Origin of the sequence: Rhizobium album, from assembly GCF_003122325.1 — a bacterium.
Taxonomy (GTDB): Bacteria; Pseudomonadota; Alphaproteobacteria; order Rhizobiales; family Rhizobiaceae; genus Metarhizobium; species Metarhizobium album.
Window position 1 is genome coordinate 190,239 of sequence record NZ_QFBC01000006.1, and the last position, 18,581, is coordinate 208,819.

Consider the following 18,581-nt stretch of genomic DNA (forward strand, 5'->3'; position numbering starts at 1 on the left):
TCAGATGGTCGAGATTGCGGCCTACCGTGGCCGCGACATGATCGGCTTAAGCAGCGTCACCCATGAAGAATCGGATGAGCTGGTTGCGCTCAGCCACCCATCGGCCACCAACCTTTTTTGCCGGGAGCTCGCCATTATCGAGCATGTGGAAAGTCGAACGCGGCGATCGGCCAATAAGTTTAGCTATCTCTGCGGCTCCCCAGACAAGCTCAAGCGAGCTGTCAGGCATCTGGTCCTTTGTCATTTTAAGGCATCCCTTGTTAATACCCACTGGATATTACATAGCCAAAGGATATGATTGACGTCAAATGAAATTATATCCATTGGATATGTTTCAATGGGAATTGGGCGCGATGACTGTCAATCGAACGAATTCAGATCAGTTTCAGCTGAGATTGCCGCCGGGGCTGAGAGAGCGAGTAAAGGTATATGCTGAACGGCACGGACGCAGCATGAACGCAGAGATCGTTAGAATCTTAGAGCGCGAATTTCCCGAGCCTCTTCCTATTTCTGAAAGGCTTGCGGCGCTATTCGAAGTCCTCGACGTTCTGAAAAGTGGTGCCACCGATGGAAACATCGATCAACTTGTCACAGGTGTGGAAGAGACTGTGGAAGATCTTCTGCAGGGACGCATTTCCGGTATCGATCCCGCTGCAAAGAAGCAGCTGCAAACCAAGTGGCAGGAATATCTGGCCGAACAAGCCAAAGAAGCGGCGTCTTCGATGAACCTTGATATCGAAGAAGAGCACGCATTCAATGCGAGCGGAACCACTGGCAAGTATGTGGAAACACATGATCTTGACGACGACGAGGATCCGCGAAAATGAGTGTCCGCAAGCGCACATGGGTCACGCCTAGGGGTGTTGAAAAGTCAGCCTGGGTCGTTGACTACAGCGACACCGCGGGTAAACGCCGGCTAAAATCCTTCGCAAGGAAGAAGGAGGCAGACCAGTTCGCCGCTACCGCCTCCGTGGAGGTCAGGGAAGGCGTTCACGTCGCGGACAGCGCCAGTGTCACGATTGAGAAGGCCGGCACTCTCTGGGTAACGTCGGGCGAAAGCGCAGGCCTTGAGCGATCGACGGTCAACCAGCGCAAGAGCCACCTCGAACATCACATCGTACCGCTGATCGGCCAAATGCTTCTTTCACGCGTCACGGTCCCGGCGATCCGCGATTTTGAGGACAAGCTTCGCAAGGAGGGACGCTCACCCGCCATGGTGAAGAAGATCATCACCTCCCTCGGCTCCATTCTTTCCGACGCATGCGAGCGCGGTCTTGCTATGCGCAATCCGGTTCGGGATATCCGATCGAGTCGTAAGGGTCGCGACCGCCGCCAGGAGAAGCGCCAGAAGGGGCGTATCGAGGTCGGGATAGACATTCCTACCCGCGAGGAGATCAAAGCGCTCGTAGGCGCTCTCACGGACCATTGGCGCCCTCTCCTCGTCACGGCGATCTTCACCGGCATGCGCTCGTCCGAGCTGCGCGGTCTTCGCTGGCAGGATATCAACTTCAAGCGCGGCGAGATCAGCGTCAGCCAGCGCGCCGATCAATTTAAGGAAATCGGTCCTACCAAGTCGGAAGCAGGCAACCGGACTATTCCGGTCCCTCCCCTGGTCATCAATGTGCTGAAAGAGTATCGGCTGAAACAGCCGAACGGGACGGCTCTTGTTTTCGCCAACCCCGATGGCGAGCCACGCTCGCACACGAACATCGTGAATAAAGGGCTAATCCCTACGATGATCCGCGCCGGCGTAACGACTTTGACGGGTAAGGATGCAGAAGGCAACCCGATCGTCGAGGCGAAATATACCGGCCTGCATGCCCTGCGCCATTTCTATGCGAGCTGGCTGATCAACCGAAAGGAAGACGGCGGGCTCGGTCTGCCGGCTAAAATGGTGCAAGAACGGCTCGGCCATGCCTCTATCGTGATGACTATGGACGTCTACGGCCACCTCTTCCCGCGCAGCGACGACGGGACAGAACTAGCACAGGCCGCGAACATTTTGCTCAACTGACTGCAACATGTCTGCGACACACGGGCAAAAAGCACAATCTTTTCAAAGCTGGGAAAGAGACTGCAAATCCTTGCACCCGAGTTCGATTCTCGGCGAGGCCTCCAATTTCCTTTCATAGTATAATAGAGAGCAGGACGGGACGAAGCCCGCGGGCGTCGATCCGTGACCAGTTCTCAAGCCGTCCATGGATGGATTTCTGCCGTGTTCTCTGGCTTTCGGCTCGTCCGCGATAGAGCGGCAGGCTTTTTCTTGCCTCGTGCCCGTTCCGGCGCCTGCCGGCACCCTTAACCAAAATCGTAGGCAGTCTCCGCGGGAAATGACGATTGTCCATTTACATTAGTATTATAATATGATTTTTCTTTCCCGGCTGCACAGTGCAGCATCTGTGGGAGGAAATCATGAAATTTGTAAACGCACTCGCGAGTGCCACGGTTCTGGCTGCCTGCTTTCTGTCGCCGGTCAATGCGGCGGACCTGACGGTCGGCTTTTCGCAGATCGGTTCGGAATCCGGCTGGCGCGCGGCGGAAACGACGCTGACCAAGCAGCAGGCCGAGAAGCGCGGCATCGACCTGAAATTCGCCGACGCCCAGCAGAAGCAGGAAAACCAGATCAAGGCGCTCCGCTCCTTCATCGCCCAGGGCGTCGACGCCATCTTGGTCGCTCCGGTCGTCGCGACCGGCTGGGACGAAGTGTTGCAGGAAGCCAAGGATGCCGAAATCCCCGTCATCCTGCTGGACCGCACGGTCGATTCGAAAGACGACCTCTACATGACCGCCGTCACCTCCGATCTCGTCCATGAAGGCAATGTCGCCGGCAAGTGGCTGGTCGACACCGTCGCCGGCAAGCCGTGCAACGTCGTCGAACTGCAGGGTACGACCGGCTCCTCGCCGGCCATCGACCGCAAGAAGGGTTTTGAGGAAGCGCTTGCCGGCAAGGACAACCTGAAGATCATCCGCAGCCAGACCGGCGACTTCACCCGCACCAAGGGCAAGGAAGTCATGGAAAGCTTCCTGAAGGCGGAAGACGGCGGCAAGAACATCTGCGCCCTCTATGCCCACAACGACGACATGGCCGTCGGCGCCATCCAGGCGATCAAGGAAGCCGGCCTGAAGCCGGGCACCGATATCCTCGTCGTCTCGATCGACGCCGTTCCGGATATCTTCCAGGCGATGGCCGCCGGCGAAGCCAATGCCACCGTCGAACTGACGCCGAACATGGCCGGCCCGGCCTTCGACGCGCTGGAAGCCTTCCGCAAGGACGGCACGCTGCCGAAGAAGTGGATCCAGACCGAATCCAAGCTCTACACCCAGGCAGACGACCCGAAGAAGGTCTATGAGGAAAAGAAGGGTCTCGGCTACTAAGACCGGAGCCGCACTTGCGGGACCGTGCCGCTTGAGGCACGGTCCCCATTCCCAAAGAGACGGCGGGACGAACGGCAGCGCGCCACAAGCGAATGCCGCCCGTCGGCTGATGCCACCTTCTCGAAGAGACGACATCGCATGCAGGCGGACCCGGACATCATCCTTGCCGCCACCGGGATTTGCAAAAGCTTTCCGGGCGCAAGGGCACTCGACACCATCGATTTCACACTGCGGCGCGGCGAGGTGCATGCGCTCCTCGGCGAAAACGGCGCGGGAAAATCCACCCTCATCAAATGCCTGACCGGCGCCTATCACCGCGACGAAGGCACGATCCTGCTCGACAACAGCGCAGTCGATCCGCGCAACACGCTGGATGCCCAGAACATGGGCATCGGCACGGTCTACCAGGAGGTCAACCTCCTTCCCAACCTGACCATTGCGGAAAACATCTATCTCAACCGCCAGCCCCGGCGCTTCGGCTTCACCGCGACGGGCGTCATGAACCGCATGGCGGCGGATCTCCTGTCGCAATACGGGCTGGATCTGGATGTCACGGCAGCGCTCGGCAGCTGTTCCGTCGCCGTGCAGCAGGTCGTCGCCATCGCCCGCGCCGTCGATCTGTCCGGCAAGGTGCTGATTCTCGACGAGCCGACCGCCAGCCTCGACGCCCAGGAAGTCGAGATGCTGTTCCGCATCGTGCGCCAGTTGAAGGCGCGCGGGCTCGGCATCGTCTTCATCACCCATTTCCTCGAACAGGTCTATGCCGTCTCCGACCGCATCACCGTGCTGCGCAACGGCCGGCTCGTCGGCGTGCGCGACACGGCTGCGCTGCCGCGCAAGGACCTGGTGGCGATGATGCTCGGCCGCGAACTCGAAACCGAGGTCGAAGCCGGCGCCAAGCGTAACGACGCCGCCGGCAAGGTGCGCTACCGTTTCTCCGGCTATGGCAAGGGCGGCAAGATCGAGCCCTTTGACATGGAGGTGCGCGAAGGCGAGGTGATCGGTATCGCCGGCCTGCTCGGCTCCGGCCGCACGGAAACGGCGGAAGTGCTCTTCGGCGCCGTGCGCGCCGACAAGGGCACGGCAGAAATCGACGGCCAGGCCGTGACGCTCAATTCACCGCGGGCGGCGATCCGGCATGGCTTCGGCTTCTGCCCGGAAGACCGCAAGATCGACGGCATCGTCGGCGACCTCTCGGTGCGCGAAAACATCGTGCTGGCGCTGCAGGCCCGACGCGGCTGGTCGCGGCCCCTTTCCCGCGCGGAGCAGGACCGGCTGGCCGATCGCTACATCAAGGCGCTCGACATCCGCACCAGCGACCGGGAAAAACCGATCCGTCTGCTTTCCGGCGGCAACCAGCAGAAGGCTATCCTCGGGCGCTGGCTGGCCACCGATCCAAACTTCATGATCCTCGACGAGCCGACCCGCGGCATCGACGTCGGAGCGCATGCGGAAATCATCCGGCTGATCGAGGAATTGTGCGCCAAGGGCATGTCGCTCGTCGTCATTTCTTCGGAGCTGGAAGAGCTGGTGGTCTACAGCAGCCGCGTCGTCGTGCTGCGCGACCGCCGTCACGTCGCCGAGCTGTCGGGAGACGAGATCACCACCAGCCATATCGTCAACGCCATCGCTTCGGCCGAAAGCCCCGCATCATGATCCGCACCGTCCAACAGCTCGCCTTGCGGCTGCTGCCGCAGGTCATCGCCCTCGCCATCGTGCTGGCCATGATCGCTGCCGTCTTTCCGGGCTTCTTCTCCTTCTCCTTCCAGAACGGCCGGCTCTACGGCAGCATCATCGACATTCTCAATCGCGGTGCACCCGTGGCGCTGCTCGCCATCGGCATGACGGTGGTGATCGCCACCAAGGGCATCGACCTGTCGGTCGGCGCCGTCATGGCGATCTGCGGCGCCGTCGCCGCCGCTTCCGCCACCCATGGCAATCCGCTGGTCGTCACCCTGGCGCTGGCGCTGGCCACCGGCATCGTCTGCGGCATCTGGAACGGCTTTCTCGTCGCCGTGCTCGACATCCAGCCGATCATCGCGACACTTGTCCTGATGGTCGCCGGACGCGGCATCGCCCAGCTGGTGACCGAAGGCGCCATCCTGACCTTCAACGACGAAGGCCTGATCTTCATCGGCGGCGGCGCCTTCGGCGGCCTGCCGATGCCGGTGGTGATCTGGATCGTCTTCGGCATCGCCATCACCGCGCTGGTACGCCGCACGGCGCTCGGCATGCTGATCGAGGCGATCGGCATCAACAGGCGCGCCAGCACGCTCTCCGGCATCCAGACGCCGGTGCTGCTGATCGCCGCCTATACGCTGTCGGGCCTCTGCGCCGCCATCGCCGGCGTCATCGCCGCCGCCGACATTCGCGGTGCCGATGCCAACAATGCCGGTCTGTGGCTGGAACTCGACGCCATCCTTGCCGTGGTCGTCGGCGGTACCTCGCTGCTCGGCGGACGCTTCAGCATCGCCGCATCGCTGCTCGGCGCCATGATCATCCAGGCGATCAACACCGGCATCCTGCTGTCCGGCTTCCCGCCGGAGTTCAACCTGATCATCAAGGCGGTGATCATCGTCGTCATCCTGGTCGTCCAGTCGCCGAAAATCCGGACGATCTCGTCCTTTTTCGCCCGTCCGGCCCGGCAAAACGGCGGGGAGCGCTGAGACCCATGAAACCGAAATACCTGCCGCTCGCCGCCACCATCGCGATCTTCATTCTCGCCTATGCCGTCTGCGCCCTGCAATATCCGGCCATGCTGTCGACCCGTGTCGTCGGCAACCTGCTGACCGACAACGCCTTCCTCGGCATTGCCGCCGTCGGCATGACCTTCGTGATCCTGTCCGGCGGCATAGACCTGTCGATCGGTTCGGTGATCGCCTTCACCGGCGTCTTCCTTGCCGTCGTGCTCGAACATACCAGCATTCATCCGCTCGCCGCCTTCGTGCTGGTGCTGGCGATCACCACGGTGTTCGGCATGATCATGGGCGCCATCATCCACTATCTGGAAATGCCGCCCTTCATCGTGACGCTGGCCGGCATGTTTTTGGCGCGCGGCATGGCCTTCGTGCTGTCGATCGACAGCATTCCGATCAAGCACCCTTTCTACGCCACGATGAAGAGCTTTTATTACAAGCTTCCCGGCGGTGGCCGCATCACCCTCATCGGCGGCCTGATGCTGCTGGTGTTCATCGCCGGCATGGTGCTGGCCCACCGTACGCGTTTCGGCACCAATGTCTATGCGCTCGGCGGCGGCACGCAGACGTCACGGCTGATGGGCGTGCCGGTTGCCCGCACGACGATTTTGATCTATGCCCTCTCCGGTTTTCTGGCAGGACTCTCCGGAATTGTTTTCTCGCTCTACACATCGGCAGGCTATTCGCTCGCCGCGGTGGGGGTGGAACTCGATGCCATCGCAGCCGTGGTGATCGGCGGAACGCTGCTCACCGGCGGAGCCGGTTTCGTTGGCGGCACGCTGGTCGGATTGTTGATCCAGGGATTGATACAGACCTACATCACCTTCGATGGATCGCTGTCGAGCTGGTGGACAAAGATACTGATTGGCCTGCTGCTTTTTGTTTTCATCCTGATGCAGAAACTCATTCTGTATCTGTCGCGGAAAAAGGCGGGGTAACATACAGGGGGGCGTGCAGTGCAGAGGGGGATTCTCGACACGGTGATCAGCGGCGCCAGGGCGCGCAACAGTCATGCGCAGGTGGTGCATGCCCTTGGCCGCTCGATCATCGCCGGCCGGTATCCCGTCGGATCGACGCTCCCCGGCGACGCCGAACTCGCCGCCCTGTTCGGCGTCTCGCGCACCGTGCTGCGCGAAACCATGAAGACACTGGCCGCCAAGGGACTGATCGTCGCCCGCGCCCGCATCGGCACGCGCGTCACGCCGCTGCCGCAGTGGAACCTCTTCGACAAGGACGTGCTCAACTGGTATTTCGATGTCGGCGTCACCGAGGAATTCATGCTGCATATCAGCGAGATCCGCATGGCCTTCGAGCCGCATGCGGCAGCGCTGACGGCGCGGCAGGCCTCGTCGCAGGACATCGCCAGGATCATGGCGCTGGCGCAGGCGATGGACGATCCGCAGCACGATGCCGAAACGCTGGCCTTCGCCGACCTGAAATTCCACCTCGCCATCCTCGACGCCTGCGGCAATCCGTTCATGCGCAACGTCGGCAGCCTGATCGAAGCGGCCCTCACGGGCGTCTTCAAGCTCAGTTCGCCGGCCGCAGATCAATCCAGCATTCACGATGTCGCCCAGGCACACATCCGCATCGTCGATGCCATCGCCGCGCATGACGAGCAGGCTGCGCGTGAAGCCATGGAAAACGTCATCCGCGTCGGCCGCGACCGGGTGGTCGCGGCGCTGGAGGAGAAGCAGGGCGCGCCGCAGACCTGACGCAAGTGTTGCGCCGCTATCGTTGTGGACGGGACAAGCCTACTCGTCCCCGTCGTCCAGAACGCGCCAGGCCGCACCCTCCAGGTCTTCATACTGGCCGCTCAGCAGCGACCAGACGAAGGCTGCCAAGCCCAGCCCACCGAGAAAGAGCGCGATGGGGATGAGATACAGGAGCATGTTCATGCCGTTCTCCTTGTCCCGGCCAGAACCGGGCGAACCTGTCTCTGCGGCATGGCCGGCTCGCTGCGGCGATTGAGACGCAACGCATTGGCGACGACGATCAGAGATGACGTCGACATGGCGACGGCGGCGATCAGCGGCGTCGCGTAGCCGGCAATGGCGATCGGCACGGCTATGACGTTGTAGCCGATGGCAAGGGCGAAATTCTGCCGAATCAATCGCCCTGCCCGCCGCGAAATATCGATCGCCATCGGCACGGCGTCGAGACCGTCATGCATGAAGACGAGATCGGCCGCCTGGCGTCCGACATCGGCAGCCGTCGCCGGCGCCATCGAGACATAGGCCGCCGACAGTGCCGGGGCGTCGTTGATGCCGTCGCCGACCATCAACACCCGCCGCCCGGCCGACTGCAGCTTTTCGCACGCCTCCACCTTTTCCTTTGGATTGAGCTCGGCAAACCACAAGGGAATGTCGAGCCTGCGGGCGGTCTCCTCCACCACCGCAATACGGTCGCCCGAAAGCACGGTGGTGGCAAAGCCTTGCTTGTCCAGCGCACGGATTGCCGCCGACGCGTTCGGCCGCAGCATGTCCTCGAAGTAGAACCGGGCAAGCATCACGCCATCCCGCGACAGCACCACTTCCGAAGCGGCGCGCCTGGGTTCGTCTCCGACCGGTTCCCCGGGGCAGGCAAAGCCGTGGCGGCCGAGGCGATAAATGCCTTCCGGTGTTGCCGCCTCCAGCCCCTCGCCGGGCTTTTCGGTCACCGCCTCGAAGCCGAGCGCCGGCGTTGCGGCATGCTCGGCCAGCGTCCGCGACAGCGGATGCAGCGAATGCGATGCCAGTGCCGTGGCGATCGCCCAGTCGCGGTCGTCGGCGTCCACGGCCTCGGTCAGGCGCGGCCGTCCCATCGTCAGCGTCCCGGTCTTGTCGAAGGCGACGCTGTCGATTTCTGCCAGCCGCTCGATCGCCGAGCCGTCCTTGACCATGATGCCGTGCTTGAACAGCCGGCCGGAGGCCACGACCTGCACCACAGGAACGGCCAGCCCCAGTGCGCAGGGGCAGGTGATGATCAGCACGGCGACGGCGACCAGCATCGCGTGTTTCCAGTCTCCGTCCAGAAAACCCCAGCCGAGAAAGCAGGCGAGCGCCAGAGCGTGGACGACCGGAGAATAATAGCCGGCGGCGCGATCGGCGATGCGGCGGTATTTCGCCCGGCTGCCTTCCGCCGCCTCCATCATGCCGATGATCTCCGACAGCAGCGAATCCTTCGCCGTCGCCGTCGCGGCGATCACCAGCGAACCGGTGAGGTTGAGGCCGCCCGACTTCAGTTCGTCGCCGGCGCCGACAGGCAAAGGCACGCTTTCGCCGGTGACGATCGACAGGTCGACATCGCTGACACCGCTGACGATTTCGGCATCGACGGGAATGCGCTCCCCGGCGGCTAGCGCGATCCGGTCGCCGACCTTGATCTCGTCGACAGGCACATAACGGCGTGAACCGTCCGCATCGACGACGAGCGCGCCGCGCGGCGCCAGGCGGGCAAGGCCGGTGATCGCCGCCCGCGCCCGGTCACGCATGATATGGTCCAGCGTGCGGCCGATCAGAAGGAAGAAGAGCAGCGAGACGGTCGCATCGAACCAGGCGTGTTCGCCGTGATTGATCGTTTCCCAGAGCGAGATCGTGTAGGACAGGATCACCGCGAGCGAGATCGGCACGTCCATGTTGGTGCGCCCGTGCTTCAGCGCATTCCAGGCCGACAGGAAGAAGAATCGCCCGGCATAGATCAGCGCCGGCGCCGCGATCAGCGCCGAGATCCAGTGGAACATGTCGCGCGTCGCCGCATCGGCGCCCGACCAGACGGAGACCGACAGCAGCATGATGTTGGCGGCCGCAAAACCGGAGATGCCGACGGCAACCAGCAGCTTGTTGCGCAGCGTATCGCTTTCATCCAGCGCGCCGGCGGTGAAAAGATGCGTGCGGTATCCGGTCGCCGCGATCGCCTTGAGGATATCGACGGGATCGGCGGGCTTGCCGCCGATTTCTTCCGCCCAAACGCAGCTCACCCGCCTGGTGGTGAGGTTGACGCGGGCGCTGCGAACGAGCGGCAGGCGCAGCACCGCCGCCTCGACGGTCGAAATGCAGGCGCCGCAAAACATGTCGGGCACGCTGAGATCGAGCTGGCGCAGGCCGTTGCCCAGAGGCTTGCTGGCCAGCCAGACCTCCTCCCCGGAAGGAACGCGGTCCGGGCCGAGCGCCAGCACGCCTTCGGTATCGACGGCGCAGCAGGTCACAACGCGCCCTCCCCGACATAGAAGCGAAACGCCTCGTGCATGATGGTTTCTTCGCCGCGCTTCGAGACGATTTCGGCAATCCATTCGCCGACAGGAACGTCGTAGGCCTTCTCGAAACGGCCCTCGCCTGCCTTGGCCAACTCCGTCGCAAAATCCTGATGGTCGCCGACGGGCCGCTTGAAATGCACGGTCACCGAATCGGCTGCCGCCGGCGAGCCGTCGCGGTTGCGCAGATCGTATTCGATCACGCCGCCGCGCACCGAAATCTTGCCGGCGATGCCGCTTGCCGCCATCGCCCGCATCGCCGCCGCCCGGCCGTTGAACTGCTGGCTGGCGACATAGGTGTTTTCGACAATCAGGCCGCTCCAGCTTGTTGTCGCATACCAGGCCATCAGCATGTTGACGCCGATGACCACGCCGAAGAAGGCGAGCATGATCGCCAGCATGTGGCGCCCGGTAAATCCCTTGCCGGCCGGATTGTTTGGAATGGCGTTCATTTCGTCTCTCCCGGCCCGTTGAAGGCTGCCGTGTAGGTTACGTGTTCCTGCTCCTGCAGGTCGTCTGCGATGAAGAGGAATTCATTGACCGGCTGGTCGGTGTCCTTCCAGGTGACGAACACCTTGAGGCTTTTCGCGCTGTCGGGATCGGCCGGAATATCGAAGCTGCGGCCATCGGCGCCGGCAAGTTCCGGTATTTTCATGGTGGCGCCGGGCAGGCCCTCGAGCGTCAGGCGGATGGTGCGCGGACGCGGCACCATGTTGAGGATACGCACGGTGTAGCCGTTGCGGATCGAACCGTCCGATTCCATGACGAATTGCGGATTGCGATCGTGCAGCACGTTGAGTTCCAGCCGCTGCCGCATGCCGAGATGCACCACCATGGCGATGCCGACCGCCGCCCAGATCAGCGCATAAAAGACGACTCGCGGCCGCAGGATGATGCGCCAGTCGAAATGCCGTACCTCCGGCACGAAGCTGCCGTTCGCATCGCGCACCGCCTGCGGCCGTATTTCGGTCTTGCCGCCATCGGTGGCGAGCGCCATGTTGGAGGCATATTCGCTCAGCGTCGCATAAGCGATGAGGCCACGCGGCTTGCCGATCTTGTCCATCACTCCGTCACAGGCATCGATGCACAGCGCACAGGTGATGCATTCGAGTTGCTGGCCCTCGCGGATGTCGATACCCATGGGACAGACTGCAACGCAGGCATTGCAATCGACGCAGTCGCCGACCGGCCGGCCTTCTGCAACGGCCTTCTTGGCATGGCGCGAACGCGGCTCGCCGCGCCAGTCGTTGTAGGTGACGACCAGCGAGTTTTCATCCAGCATGGCCGCCTGGATACGCGGCCAGGGACACATGTAGGTACAGACCTGCTCGCGCATCAGTCCGCCGAGCACATAGGTCGTCGCCGTCAGCGTCGCCACGGTCGCGTAGGCCACCGGCAGGGCATCGCCGCGGAGGAACGACGCGGCAAGCGTCGGCGCGTCGGCGAAATAGAAGATCCAGGCACCGCCGGTGGCGACGCCGATCAGCAGCCAGATCGCGTGCTTGGCGACGCGCTTGCCGAACTTGGAAAAGCTCATGGGCGCGGCGTCGAGCTTGATGCGCGCATTGCGGTCGCCTTCGATCGCTCGTTCCACGACGAGAAACAGATCGACCCAGACGGTCTGAGGACAGGTATAGCCGCACCAGGCACGGCCAACGGCGGTCGTCACCAGGAACAGCCCGAATCCCGCCATCACCAGCAGCCCGGCGACGTAGAAGAATTCCTGCGGCCAGATCTCGATGAAGAAGAAATAGAAGCGGCGGCCGCCCAGATCGAGGAGGATAGCCTGGTCGGGCGCATGCGGGCCACGATCCCAGCGCACCCAGGGCAGCAGGTAATAAATGCCGAGCGTGATCGCCATGATGATCCACTTGAAGCGACGGAACCGCCCTTCCGCCCGCTTCGGGTGGATTTTCTTGCGTGATGCGTAGAGCGGCTGGCGTGGCTGCTTCGGTGAATTGACGGGCTTGACGTCGATCCGTTCGACGGACGGTTCGTTGTGGTCGATGCCGGGAGCAGTGTAGAGATTCATGGGACCCATCCTTTGTCCCCTATTTCGCACCGCCGACGTTTCGTGCCCTTGACTTAAATCAAGTGCGGCGCCATGCCGCGCATATCCTTCGGCGCCCACCTCGCCCCATCCTGCTGGCGAAAACCCGCAAAAGACATTGTCTTCACGCCAAACGGCAGATCGTCATGGGTCTGCACAAGCTGGAAAAAGAACTGACGGACGACCTTTTGTCGCGGATCGATTCCATTTCGGCCCGCACCCATAATTCACGCGCCGAAGTGGTGGTGGAAACGCTGAAGGATCATCTGCCCGCCGAGCCGGCCACCGACCGGAAGGCGATCGAGAGACGCCGGCCTTCCTGAACGAGATGTTCGAGCAGGCTCCGCGCTGTTCGTCCAACCTGTCCGATGCTGAAATCATGCAACAGGTCCGAGAGTCATGTGGTGATGAATAACGGCCGGGGCATTCGCGCCCCGGCCGGTATGCAGATCCGTCGGTTGTCGGAAGAGGGTTAGCCTACTCGCCGCCACCGAGCGAATGGACGAAGATCGCCAGCTGCTTCACCGTCGTATCGCCCAGGCGCGCCGTCCAGGCCGGCATGACGCCGTGCCTCGGGGTGGAGATCTGGCGGATGATCGCCTCCTCGCTCTTGCCCTTCAGCCAGATGGCGTCGGCGAGATTGGGCGCGCCCATCTCGCGGTTACCCTTGGCGTCTTCGCCGTGGCAGCTGGCGCAATTGTCGACGAAGAGCTGCTTGCCGGCTTCGACCAGCGCCGGGTTGGAGGGCGTGCCCGTCAGGCTGACGACATAGGCTGCTGTCTCGCGGATCTGTTCCGGCTCCAGCACGCCGGCAAAAGCCGGCATTTCCGAAAAATGCGTGTCCGCATCGGAATCGTCGCGAATACCATGGGCAATCGTATGGTAGATCGCGTCGAGATTGCCGCCCCAGAGCCAGTCGTCGTCGTTGAGGTTCGGGAAGCCGGGGCCGCCGGCCGCACCCGAGCCGTGACAGGTGCTGCAGTTCACCTTGAAGGCGGATGCACCGCCGGCGATGGCAAACGTCCTCAGCGTCGGATCGGCATCGATTTCCGTCACGGGCTTGGCAGCGATCTGCTCCAGGAACGTGGTCTGCAACGTCGCGGCGCTATCGACCTCGGCAGTGAATTCCGCACGGCTCGAATATCCCAGCCAGCCCTTCGTCGTGTCGGTGATCAGCGGGATCGAGGGATAGGCGATCGCATAACCGACCGCCCAGAGAATGGTGGCGTAGAAGGTCCACACCCACCAGCGCGGCATCGGGTTGTTCAGCTCGCGGATGCCGTCCCATTCGTGGCCGGTTGTCTCGACGCCGCTGAGTTCGTCAACATGTTTGTCAGCCATTCTCAGTCATCCTTCAAAGGTATGTCGGCGGCGTCCTGGGCGCCCTTACGGGCACCCGGACGAAGCGTGAAAAGCACCGTTGCGACAAAAAACAGCGCCATGGCGAGCAGGCCCCAGCTGTCGGCGAAGTGGCGCATCGCGGTATAGGTTTCCATCGAATGTCCTCCTCAGCGGTAACCGGTTGCGTCGTCGTAAGTGGAGAAATCGACCAGCGTGCCGAGCATCTGCAGATAGGCGACGAGCGCGTCCATCTCCGTCAGCCGCTTCGGATCGCCGTCGAAATCGCCGATCTTGGCCTTGGGATAACGCTCCAGCAGTCCTGCCGTATCGGCATCCGGATCGGCCTGTGCCCTGATGTCGGCATCGGCATTGGCGAACATATCGTCGGAGTACGGCACGCCGACCGCCCGGTTGGCCTTGAGCTCGGCGGACGCATCGTTGATCTCGAGTTGCGTCTCCTTGAGGAAGGCATAGGCCGGCATCACCGATTCCGGCACCACGTCCTGCGGCCGGATCAGGTGTTGTACGTGCCACTCGTTGGAGTAGCGACCGCCCACACGGGCGAGATCCGGCCCGGTGCGCTTCGATCCCCACTGGAACGGATGGTCGTACATGGATTCCGCCGCCAGCGAGTAGTGGCCGTAACGTTCCACCTCGTCGCGGAACGGCCGAATCATCTGGCTGTGGCAGACGTAGCAGCCCTCGCGGATGTAGATGTTGCGACCGGCGAGTTCGAGCGGCGAGTAGGGCCGCATGCCCTCCACCTTCTCGATGGTGTTCTGCAGGTAGAAGAGCGGCGCGATTTCGACGATGCCGCCAATGGACACCACCAGCAGCGAGCCCACCAGGAGAAGCGTCGCGTTGCGCTCGAGGATTTGATGTTTGTCGAGGATGGACATGGATGTCTCCTTATTCGGCAGGCTGTGCGAGGGCGGCGCCCGGCATTGGTGCTTCGTCGCGCTGGTAGCCGAGGATCGTCATGGTGACGTTCCATGCCATGACCAGCCCACCCGCGAGGAACAGGGCACCGCCGACCGCACGCAGCAGGTAGTACGGGAACATGGCAGCGACGGTTTCGGCGAAGGAATAGACCAGGAAGCCCTGGCTGTCGTATTCGCGCCACATCAGGCCCTGCTGGATGCCTGCGACCCACATGACGGCGGCGTAGACGACGATGCCGAGCGTGGCGAGCCAGAAGTGCCAGTTGACCATGCGCAGGCTGTAGAGCCGCTCGCGACCCCAGAGCTTCGGCGTCAGGTGGTAGATTGCGCCGAAGGTGACCATGCCGACCCAGCCGAGCGCGCCGGAATGCACGTGACCGATGGTCCAGTCGGTGTAGTGGCTGAGCGAGTTGACGGCCTTGATCGACATCATCGGGCCTTCGAAGGTCGACATGCCGTAGAAGGCGATGGCCATGATCATCATGCGGATGATCGGATCGGTGCGGATCTTGTCCCAGGCGCCCGAAAGCGTCATCAGGCCGTTGATCATGCCGCCCCAGGAGGGCATCCACAGCATCACCGAGAAGACCATGCCGAGCGTCTGCGCCCAGTCGGGCAGCGCGGTATAGTGAAGATGGTGCGGGCCGGCCCAGATATACATAAAGATCAGCGCCCAGAAGTGAATGATCGACAGGCGGTAGGAATAGACCGGACGATTGGCCTGCTTCGGCACGAAGTAGTACATCATGCCGAGGAAGCCGGCGGTGAGGAAGAAACCGACGGCGTTATGGCCGTACCACCATTGCGTCAGCGCATCCTGCACGCCCGAAAACAGCGAATAGCTGCGCGAGCCGAGGAACGATACCGGCACCGCCAGATTGTTGACGACGTGCAGCATGGCAATGGTGACGATGAAGGCCAGATAGAACCAGTTGGCCACGTAGATGTGTGGTTCCTTGCGCTTCAGGATCGTGCCCAGGAAGGCGATGAGATAAGCGACCCAGACAATGGTTAGCCAGATATCGACATACCACTCCGGCTCCGCATATTCGCGGCTCTGGGTGATACCGAGCAGGTAGCCGGTGGCTGCCATGACGATGAAGAGCTGGTAACCCCAGAAGACGAACCAGCCGAGGCTGCCGCCGAAGAGGCGTGCCCGACAGGTGCGCTGCACAACATAAAACGACGTGGCGATCAGCGCGTTGCCGCCGAAGGCGAAGACGACGGCGGACGTGTGCAACGGCCGCATGCGTCCGAAGTTGAAATAGGGCGCGATGTTCAGCTCGGGATAGGCGAGCTGCAAGGCGATCACCACCCCGACCAGGAAACCGACGACGCCCCAGAAGACCGTGGCGATGACGCCGTAGCGGACGACGTCGTCGAAATATTCGGACGGCGGGTGCTGGGGAAGGGTCTTGCCCGCCGGAGAGAACTTGACCCGCCCCAGCATAACGATCGCACTGCCGAGCAATACGAAGAAAAGCACCCACATGTGGGCGGAAAACAGGCTGTCGTGCGCCATGCCGGCGCCAAGAAGTGCCAGAAAGGCTGCGACAGCCAAGCTTATGGTTGAAAACGTATAATTCATTGATATCGCCCCCGAAGCGAGATGAGCGGGTCCGTGGTGAAACAGACCCCCGGTAATCTCTGCTGACATGCGGGAAGCGTCAGAGCCTTGACCTAGATCAAGAGCGGGATGGTTGGCGGAAAAGCCCGTCGTTTATATTGTTCGGAAGGGATAAGGAGGGTTGCTTGCCGATGCCGCAGCGGCAGGGTTTTCGCATATGCACGACGTCGCCTCGCCTTCTCCCGGCAGGGAAAAGATGGCCCGAAGGGTCGAATGAGGAGATATGCGATGGCGCTTGCAGCGCCGCCTCATCCCGCTGCCGCGACCTTCTCGCCACTGGGAGAAGGAGGCAGGCATCACCCCCATTCCGCATGCCAAAGCACTGCCGCAGGCCGAGAGAGACAGGAGAAGAGGCGGCCGGCGAATCGCCGGCGGGCTCAGTCGAGAAGTTCGCGCAGCCGCACCGCCAGTTCGCGGGCGCTATAGGGTTTTTTGAGCCAGCTTCCGGACTGCGCCAGTTCGCGCCCGGCAATCGTCGGCTCGGCGTAGCCCGACGTGAACAGGATTCTGATCGCCGGCTTCAGCTGCCGCACATGGTTGGCAAGCTCGTCGCCTGTCATGCCGCCCGGCATGACGATATCGGTAAACAGGAGCGCGATATCCGGATGGTCGCGAAGCCGGTCGAGCGCCGCGGCGCCGTTTTCCGCCTCGACCACGCCGTAGCCGAGCTCGGTCAGCCGCGCCACGGCGACACGGCGCACGCGGGCATCGTCCTCGACGACTAGGATTTCTTCCGAACCGCCCGGCATGCTGGCGCGCAGCGTCGATTGCGGCTCCGCCGCGATGGCGGCCGCATCGGCCTTCTGCGCAGCCGGCAGAAAGATACGCACGCTGGTGCCCTGCCCCACCTCGCTGTACAGCTGCACATGGCCGCCGGATTGCCGGGCAAAACCGTACACCATGCTCAGTCCCAGGCCGGTACCCGAGCCGACGCCCTTGGTGGTGAAGAACGGCTCGAAGGCCCTTTGCTTCACCTCCTCCGTCATGCCGTTGCCGGTGTCCGTGACGGAAATCATCACGTAGTCGCCGGTGCGAACCTGCGGATACATCTGGGCGTAATCGGCATCCAGCCGCGTGCCGGTGATTTCCACCGCCAGCCTGCCGCCGCGCGGCATGGCATCCCTGGCGTTGAGCACCAGGTTCAGGAGCGCGTTCTGCAATTGCGACGCATCGACCAGCGCCTCGTTGGCGGCACCGGCGATGATCGTGCGGAATTCGATCGCCTCGCCCAGGGAGCGACGCAGCAGGTCGGAAAACCCGGAAACGAGCTGGCCGACATCGACCAGCTTCGGATTGAGCGGCTGGCGCCGGCCGAAGGCGAGCAGCTGGCCCGTGAGCTTCGCACCGTCCTCGGCGGCGCTTTGCGCTTCCAGAAGCAGGGGCCGGAGCTTTTCGTCGCGCAGCTTCATCTCGATCATTTCGAGGTTGCCGCTGATGACGGTGAGCAGGTTGTTGAAATCATGCGCCAGCCCGCCGGTCAGCTGGCCGATCGCCTCCATCTTCTGCGACTGGCGCAGCTCTTCCTCGATCTTGTGGCGGCTCGTCAGGTCGCGGATGAAGCCGGTGAAGATGCGCTTGCCGCTGGCGATCGCCTCGCCGACAGAAAGCTCCATGGGAAAATGCGAGCCGTCCTTGCGCTGCCCGGTCACCACCCGGCCGTAACCGATGATTCGCCGCTCGCCGGTCTGCAGATAGCGGGAAATATAGCCGTCATGCGCCTCCTGGTCCGGCGACGGCATGAGCATGCGGACGTTTTTGCCGCACACTTCCGCGGCGCTGTAGCCGAACAGTCGTTCCGCCGCGGCACTGAAGGAAGAAATCGTTCCGACGTCGTCGATCACCACCATCGATTCGGGCACGGTGTCGAGGATGGAGCGAAGATGCGCCTCTCTCTCCGCCAGATCGTTTTGCGCTCTTTTCATGTCGGTCACGTCGTTGTTGGTCTGAATGATCACCGGTTCCGAATCGGCAGAGGGCTGGGTCAGAACCCAGCGGCTGGCAACGAAGACGATCTTCCCGTCCTTGCTGCGATGAACCACCTCGCCTTGCCAGGAGCCAAATTTGCGAACCTCTTCGCGAATTTGGTCCAGCGGCATGGGAAAGGTCGTCGCCAGCAATTCATGGACGACCTTGCCGACCGCCTCCTGTCGCGACCAGCCGTAAAGCTGCTCACTACCGGCCGTCCAGCGACTGATGACGCCGGAAAGGCCATGAAAAATCAGGTTTGCCTCATCGAGAAGGCGGGCAATTTCGTCAAGGTCCGCCTTCGTGGTGAGTTTGGTCTTCGTCGCGTCGTTCATTCTACCTTCGATACTGGCAG

The 18,581-nt window shown here is 62.5% G+C and carries 18 protein-coding genes; 9 read left to right on the top strand and 9 right to left on the bottom strand.

Translation table 11 applies throughout. The features are described from left to right. Window positions 1-4 precede the first annotated feature (4 nt). The 8 genes from DEM27_RS35205 to DEM27_RS15530 all read left to right on the top strand — a co-directional run bounded on the left by DEM27_RS35205 (window position 5) and on the right by DEM27_RS15530 (window position 7,786). A complete protein-coding gene (locus tag DEM27_RS35205; RefSeq protein ID WP_165823447.1) occupies window positions 5-298 on the top strand; it encodes a hypothetical protein in 294 nt (97 codons plus the stop codon). A 55-nt stretch (window positions 299-353) separates the two neighbouring features. Next, the gene (locus tag DEM27_RS15500) at window positions 354-827 is read left to right on the top strand and encodes an Arc family DNA-binding protein (RefSeq protein ID WP_280954520.1); all 474 of its coding nucleotides are present in this window, start codon (window positions 354-356) and stop codon (window positions 825-827) included. Then, a complete protein-coding gene (locus tag DEM27_RS15505; protein ID WP_109459155.1) occupies window positions 824-2,014 on the top strand; it encodes a tyrosine-type recombinase/integrase in 1,191 nt (396 codons plus the stop codon). Before DEM27_RS15500 ends, DEM27_RS15505 begins: the two co-directional genes overlap by 4 nt. Window positions 2,015-2,412: 398 nt before the next feature. After that, on the top strand, window positions 2,413-3,375 hold the full coding sequence (gene ytfQ, locus DEM27_RS15510; RefSeq protein ID WP_109459156.1) for a galactofuranose ABC transporter, galactofuranose-binding protein YtfQ: 963 nt from the start codon (window positions 2,413-2,415) through the stop codon (window positions 3,373-3,375). A 138-nt stretch (window positions 3,376-3,513) separates the two neighbouring features. Continuing rightward, window positions 3,514-5,031 carry a galactofuranose ABC transporter, ATP-binding protein YtfR gene (ytfR, locus tag DEM27_RS15515; protein WP_109459157.1) on the top strand — a complete coding sequence of 506 codons (1,518 nt, stop codon included), beginning with the start codon at window positions 3,514-3,516 and terminating at the stop codon, window positions 5,029-5,031. Next, the gene (locus DEM27_RS15520) at window positions 5,028-6,041 is read left to right on the top strand and encodes an ABC transporter permease (RefSeq protein ID WP_109459158.1); all 1,014 of its coding nucleotides are present in this window, start codon (window positions 5,028-5,030) and stop codon (window positions 6,039-6,041) included. Before ytfR ends, DEM27_RS15520 begins: the two co-directional genes overlap by 4 nt. 5 nt (window positions 6,042-6,046) lie before the next feature. After that, complete coding sequence (yjfF, locus tag DEM27_RS15525) at window positions 6,047-7,009, top strand: galactofuranose ABC transporter, permease protein YjfF (protein WP_109459159.1); 963 nt, start codon at window positions 6,047-6,049, stop codon at window positions 7,007-7,009. A gap of 18 nt (window positions 7,010-7,027) precedes the next feature. After that, window positions 7,028-7,786 carry a FadR/GntR family transcriptional regulator gene (locus tag DEM27_RS15530; protein ID WP_109459160.1) on the top strand — a complete coding sequence of 253 codons (759 nt, stop codon included), beginning with the start codon at window positions 7,028-7,030 and terminating at the stop codon, window positions 7,784-7,786. A gap of 39 nt (window positions 7,787-7,825) precedes the next feature. On the opposite strand, the gene ccoS is transcribed toward DEM27_RS15530, so the two are convergent. The 4 genes from ccoS to ccoG are packed head-to-tail and all read right to left on the bottom strand — an operon-like array spanning window position 7,826 to window position 12,334. Further along, window positions 7,826-7,969: a cbb3-type cytochrome oxidase assembly protein CcoS gene (gene ccoS, locus DEM27_RS15535; RefSeq protein WP_109459161.1), complete on the bottom strand. Its 144-nt coding sequence runs from the start codon at window positions 7,967-7,969 to the stop codon at window positions 7,826-7,828. Then, window positions 7,966-10,257: a cation-translocating P-type ATPase gene (locus DEM27_RS15540; protein WP_109459162.1), complete on the bottom strand. Its 2,292-nt coding sequence runs from the start codon at window positions 10,255-10,257 to the stop codon at window positions 7,966-7,968. Before DEM27_RS15540 ends, ccoS begins: the two co-directional genes overlap by 4 nt. Continuing rightward, complete coding sequence (locus DEM27_RS15545; RefSeq protein WP_109459163.1) at window positions 10,254-10,754, bottom strand: FixH family protein; 501 nt, start codon at window positions 10,752-10,754, stop codon at window positions 10,254-10,256. Before DEM27_RS15545 ends, DEM27_RS15540 begins: the two co-directional genes overlap by 4 nt. Then, a complete protein-coding gene (ccoG, locus tag DEM27_RS15550; protein ID WP_109459164.1) occupies window positions 10,751-12,334 on the bottom strand; it encodes a cytochrome c oxidase accessory protein CcoG in 1,584 nt (527 codons plus the stop codon). The genes DEM27_RS15545 and ccoG overlap by 4 nt, the downstream gene beginning before the upstream one ends. 164 nt (window positions 12,335-12,498) lie before the next feature. On the opposite strand from ccoG, the gene DEM27_RS34035 reads away from it, so the two are divergent. Next, the gene (locus DEM27_RS34035) at window positions 12,499-12,675 is read left to right on the top strand and encodes a hypothetical protein (RefSeq protein ID WP_165823448.1); all 177 of its coding nucleotides are present in this window, start codon (window positions 12,499-12,501) and stop codon (window positions 12,673-12,675) included. A 154-nt stretch (window positions 12,676-12,829) separates the two neighbouring features. Here the strand turns inward: DEM27_RS34035 and ccoP are convergent, their stop codons facing one another. The 5 genes from ccoP to DEM27_RS15575 form a co-directional block, all read right to left on the bottom strand. After that, the gene (ccoP, locus tag DEM27_RS15555) at window positions 12,830-13,693 is read right to left on the bottom strand and encodes a cytochrome-c oxidase, cbb3-type subunit III (RefSeq protein ID WP_109459165.1); all 864 of its coding nucleotides are present in this window, start codon (window positions 13,691-13,693) and stop codon (window positions 12,830-12,832) included. Between the two features lie 2 nt (window positions 13,694-13,695). Further along, window positions 13,696-13,848 carry a cbb3-type cytochrome c oxidase subunit 3 gene (locus DEM27_RS15560; RefSeq protein WP_109459166.1) on the bottom strand — a complete coding sequence of 51 codons (153 nt, stop codon included), beginning with the start codon at window positions 13,846-13,848 and terminating at the stop codon, window positions 13,696-13,698. A 12-nt stretch (window positions 13,849-13,860) separates the two neighbouring features. Next, window positions 13,861-14,592 carry a cytochrome-c oxidase, cbb3-type subunit II gene (ccoO, locus tag DEM27_RS15565; RefSeq protein WP_109459167.1) on the bottom strand — a complete coding sequence of 244 codons (732 nt, stop codon included), beginning with the start codon at window positions 14,590-14,592 and terminating at the stop codon, window positions 13,861-13,863. A 10-nt stretch (window positions 14,593-14,602) separates the two neighbouring features. Then, complete coding sequence (gene ccoN, locus DEM27_RS15570; RefSeq protein ID WP_109459168.1) at window positions 14,603-16,222, bottom strand: cytochrome-c oxidase, cbb3-type subunit I; 1,620 nt, start codon at window positions 16,220-16,222, stop codon at window positions 14,603-14,605. A 416-nt stretch (window positions 16,223-16,638) separates the two neighbouring features. Beyond that, a complete protein-coding gene (locus tag DEM27_RS15575) occupies window positions 16,639-18,561 on the bottom strand; it encodes a hybrid sensor histidine kinase/response regulator (RefSeq protein ID WP_109459169.1) in 1,923 nt (640 codons plus the stop codon). Window positions 18,562-18,581: the final 20 nt, after the last annotated feature.

What these genes read in the sequence shown, in the direction of transcription:
- ccoN (WP_109459168.1), bottom strand. Translation starts at nt 16,222, where the DNA reads ATGAATTATACGTTTTCAACCATAAGCTTGGCTGTCGCAGCCTTTCTG.
- DEM27_RS15560 (WP_109459166.1), bottom strand. Translation starts at nt 13,848, where the DNA reads ATGGAAACCTATACCGCGATGCGCCACTTCGCCGACAGCTGGGGCCTG.
- DEM27_RS15545 (WP_109459163.1), bottom strand. Translation starts at nt 10,754, where the DNA reads ATGAACGCCATTCCAAACAATCCGGCCGGCAAGGGATTTACCGGGCGC.
- DEM27_RS15575 (WP_109459169.1), bottom strand. Translation starts at nt 18,561, where the DNA reads ATGAACGACGCGACGAAGACCAAACTCACCACGAAGGCGGACCTTGAC.
- DEM27_RS15500 (WP_280954520.1), top strand. Translation starts at nt 354, where the DNA reads ATGACTGTCAATCGAACGAATTCAGATCAGTTTCAGCTGAGATTGCCG.
- ccoG (WP_109459164.1), bottom strand. Translation starts at nt 12,334, where the DNA reads ATGAATCTCTACACTGCTCCCGGCATCGACCACAACGAACCGTCCGTC.
- DEM27_RS15520 (WP_109459158.1), top strand. Translation starts at nt 5,028, where the DNA reads ATGATCCGCACCGTCCAACAGCTCGCCTTGCGGCTGCTGCCGCAGGTC.
- DEM27_RS15505 (WP_109459155.1), top strand. Translation starts at nt 824, where the DNA reads ATGAGTGTCCGCAAGCGCACATGGGTCACGCCTAGGGGTGTTGAAAAG.
- ccoP (WP_109459165.1), bottom strand. Translation starts at nt 13,693, where the DNA reads ATGGCTGACAAACATGTTGACGAACTCAGCGGCGTCGAGACAACCGGC.
- yjfF (WP_109459159.1), top strand. Translation starts at nt 6,047, where the DNA reads ATGAAACCGAAATACCTGCCGCTCGCCGCCACCATCGCGATCTTCATT.
- ytfQ (WP_109459156.1), top strand. Translation starts at nt 2,413, where the DNA reads ATGAAATTTGTAAACGCACTCGCGAGTGCCACGGTTCTGGCTGCCTGC.
- ccoS (WP_109459161.1), bottom strand. Translation starts at nt 7,969, where the DNA reads ATGAACATGCTCCTGTATCTCATCCCCATCGCGCTCTTTCTCGGTGGG.
- DEM27_RS34035 (WP_165823448.1), top strand. Translation starts at nt 12,499, where the DNA reads ATGGGTCTGCACAAGCTGGAAAAAGAACTGACGGACGACCTTTTGTCG.
- ytfR (WP_109459157.1), top strand. Translation starts at nt 3,514, where the DNA reads ATGCAGGCGGACCCGGACATCATCCTTGCCGCCACCGGGATTTGCAAA.
- DEM27_RS35205 (WP_165823447.1), top strand. Translation starts at nt 5, where the DNA reads ATGGTCGAGATTGCGGCCTACCGTGGCCGCGACATGATCGGCTTAAGC.
- ccoO (WP_109459167.1), bottom strand. Translation starts at nt 14,592, where the DNA reads ATGTCCATCCTCGACAAACATCAAATCCTCGAGCGCAACGCGACGCTT.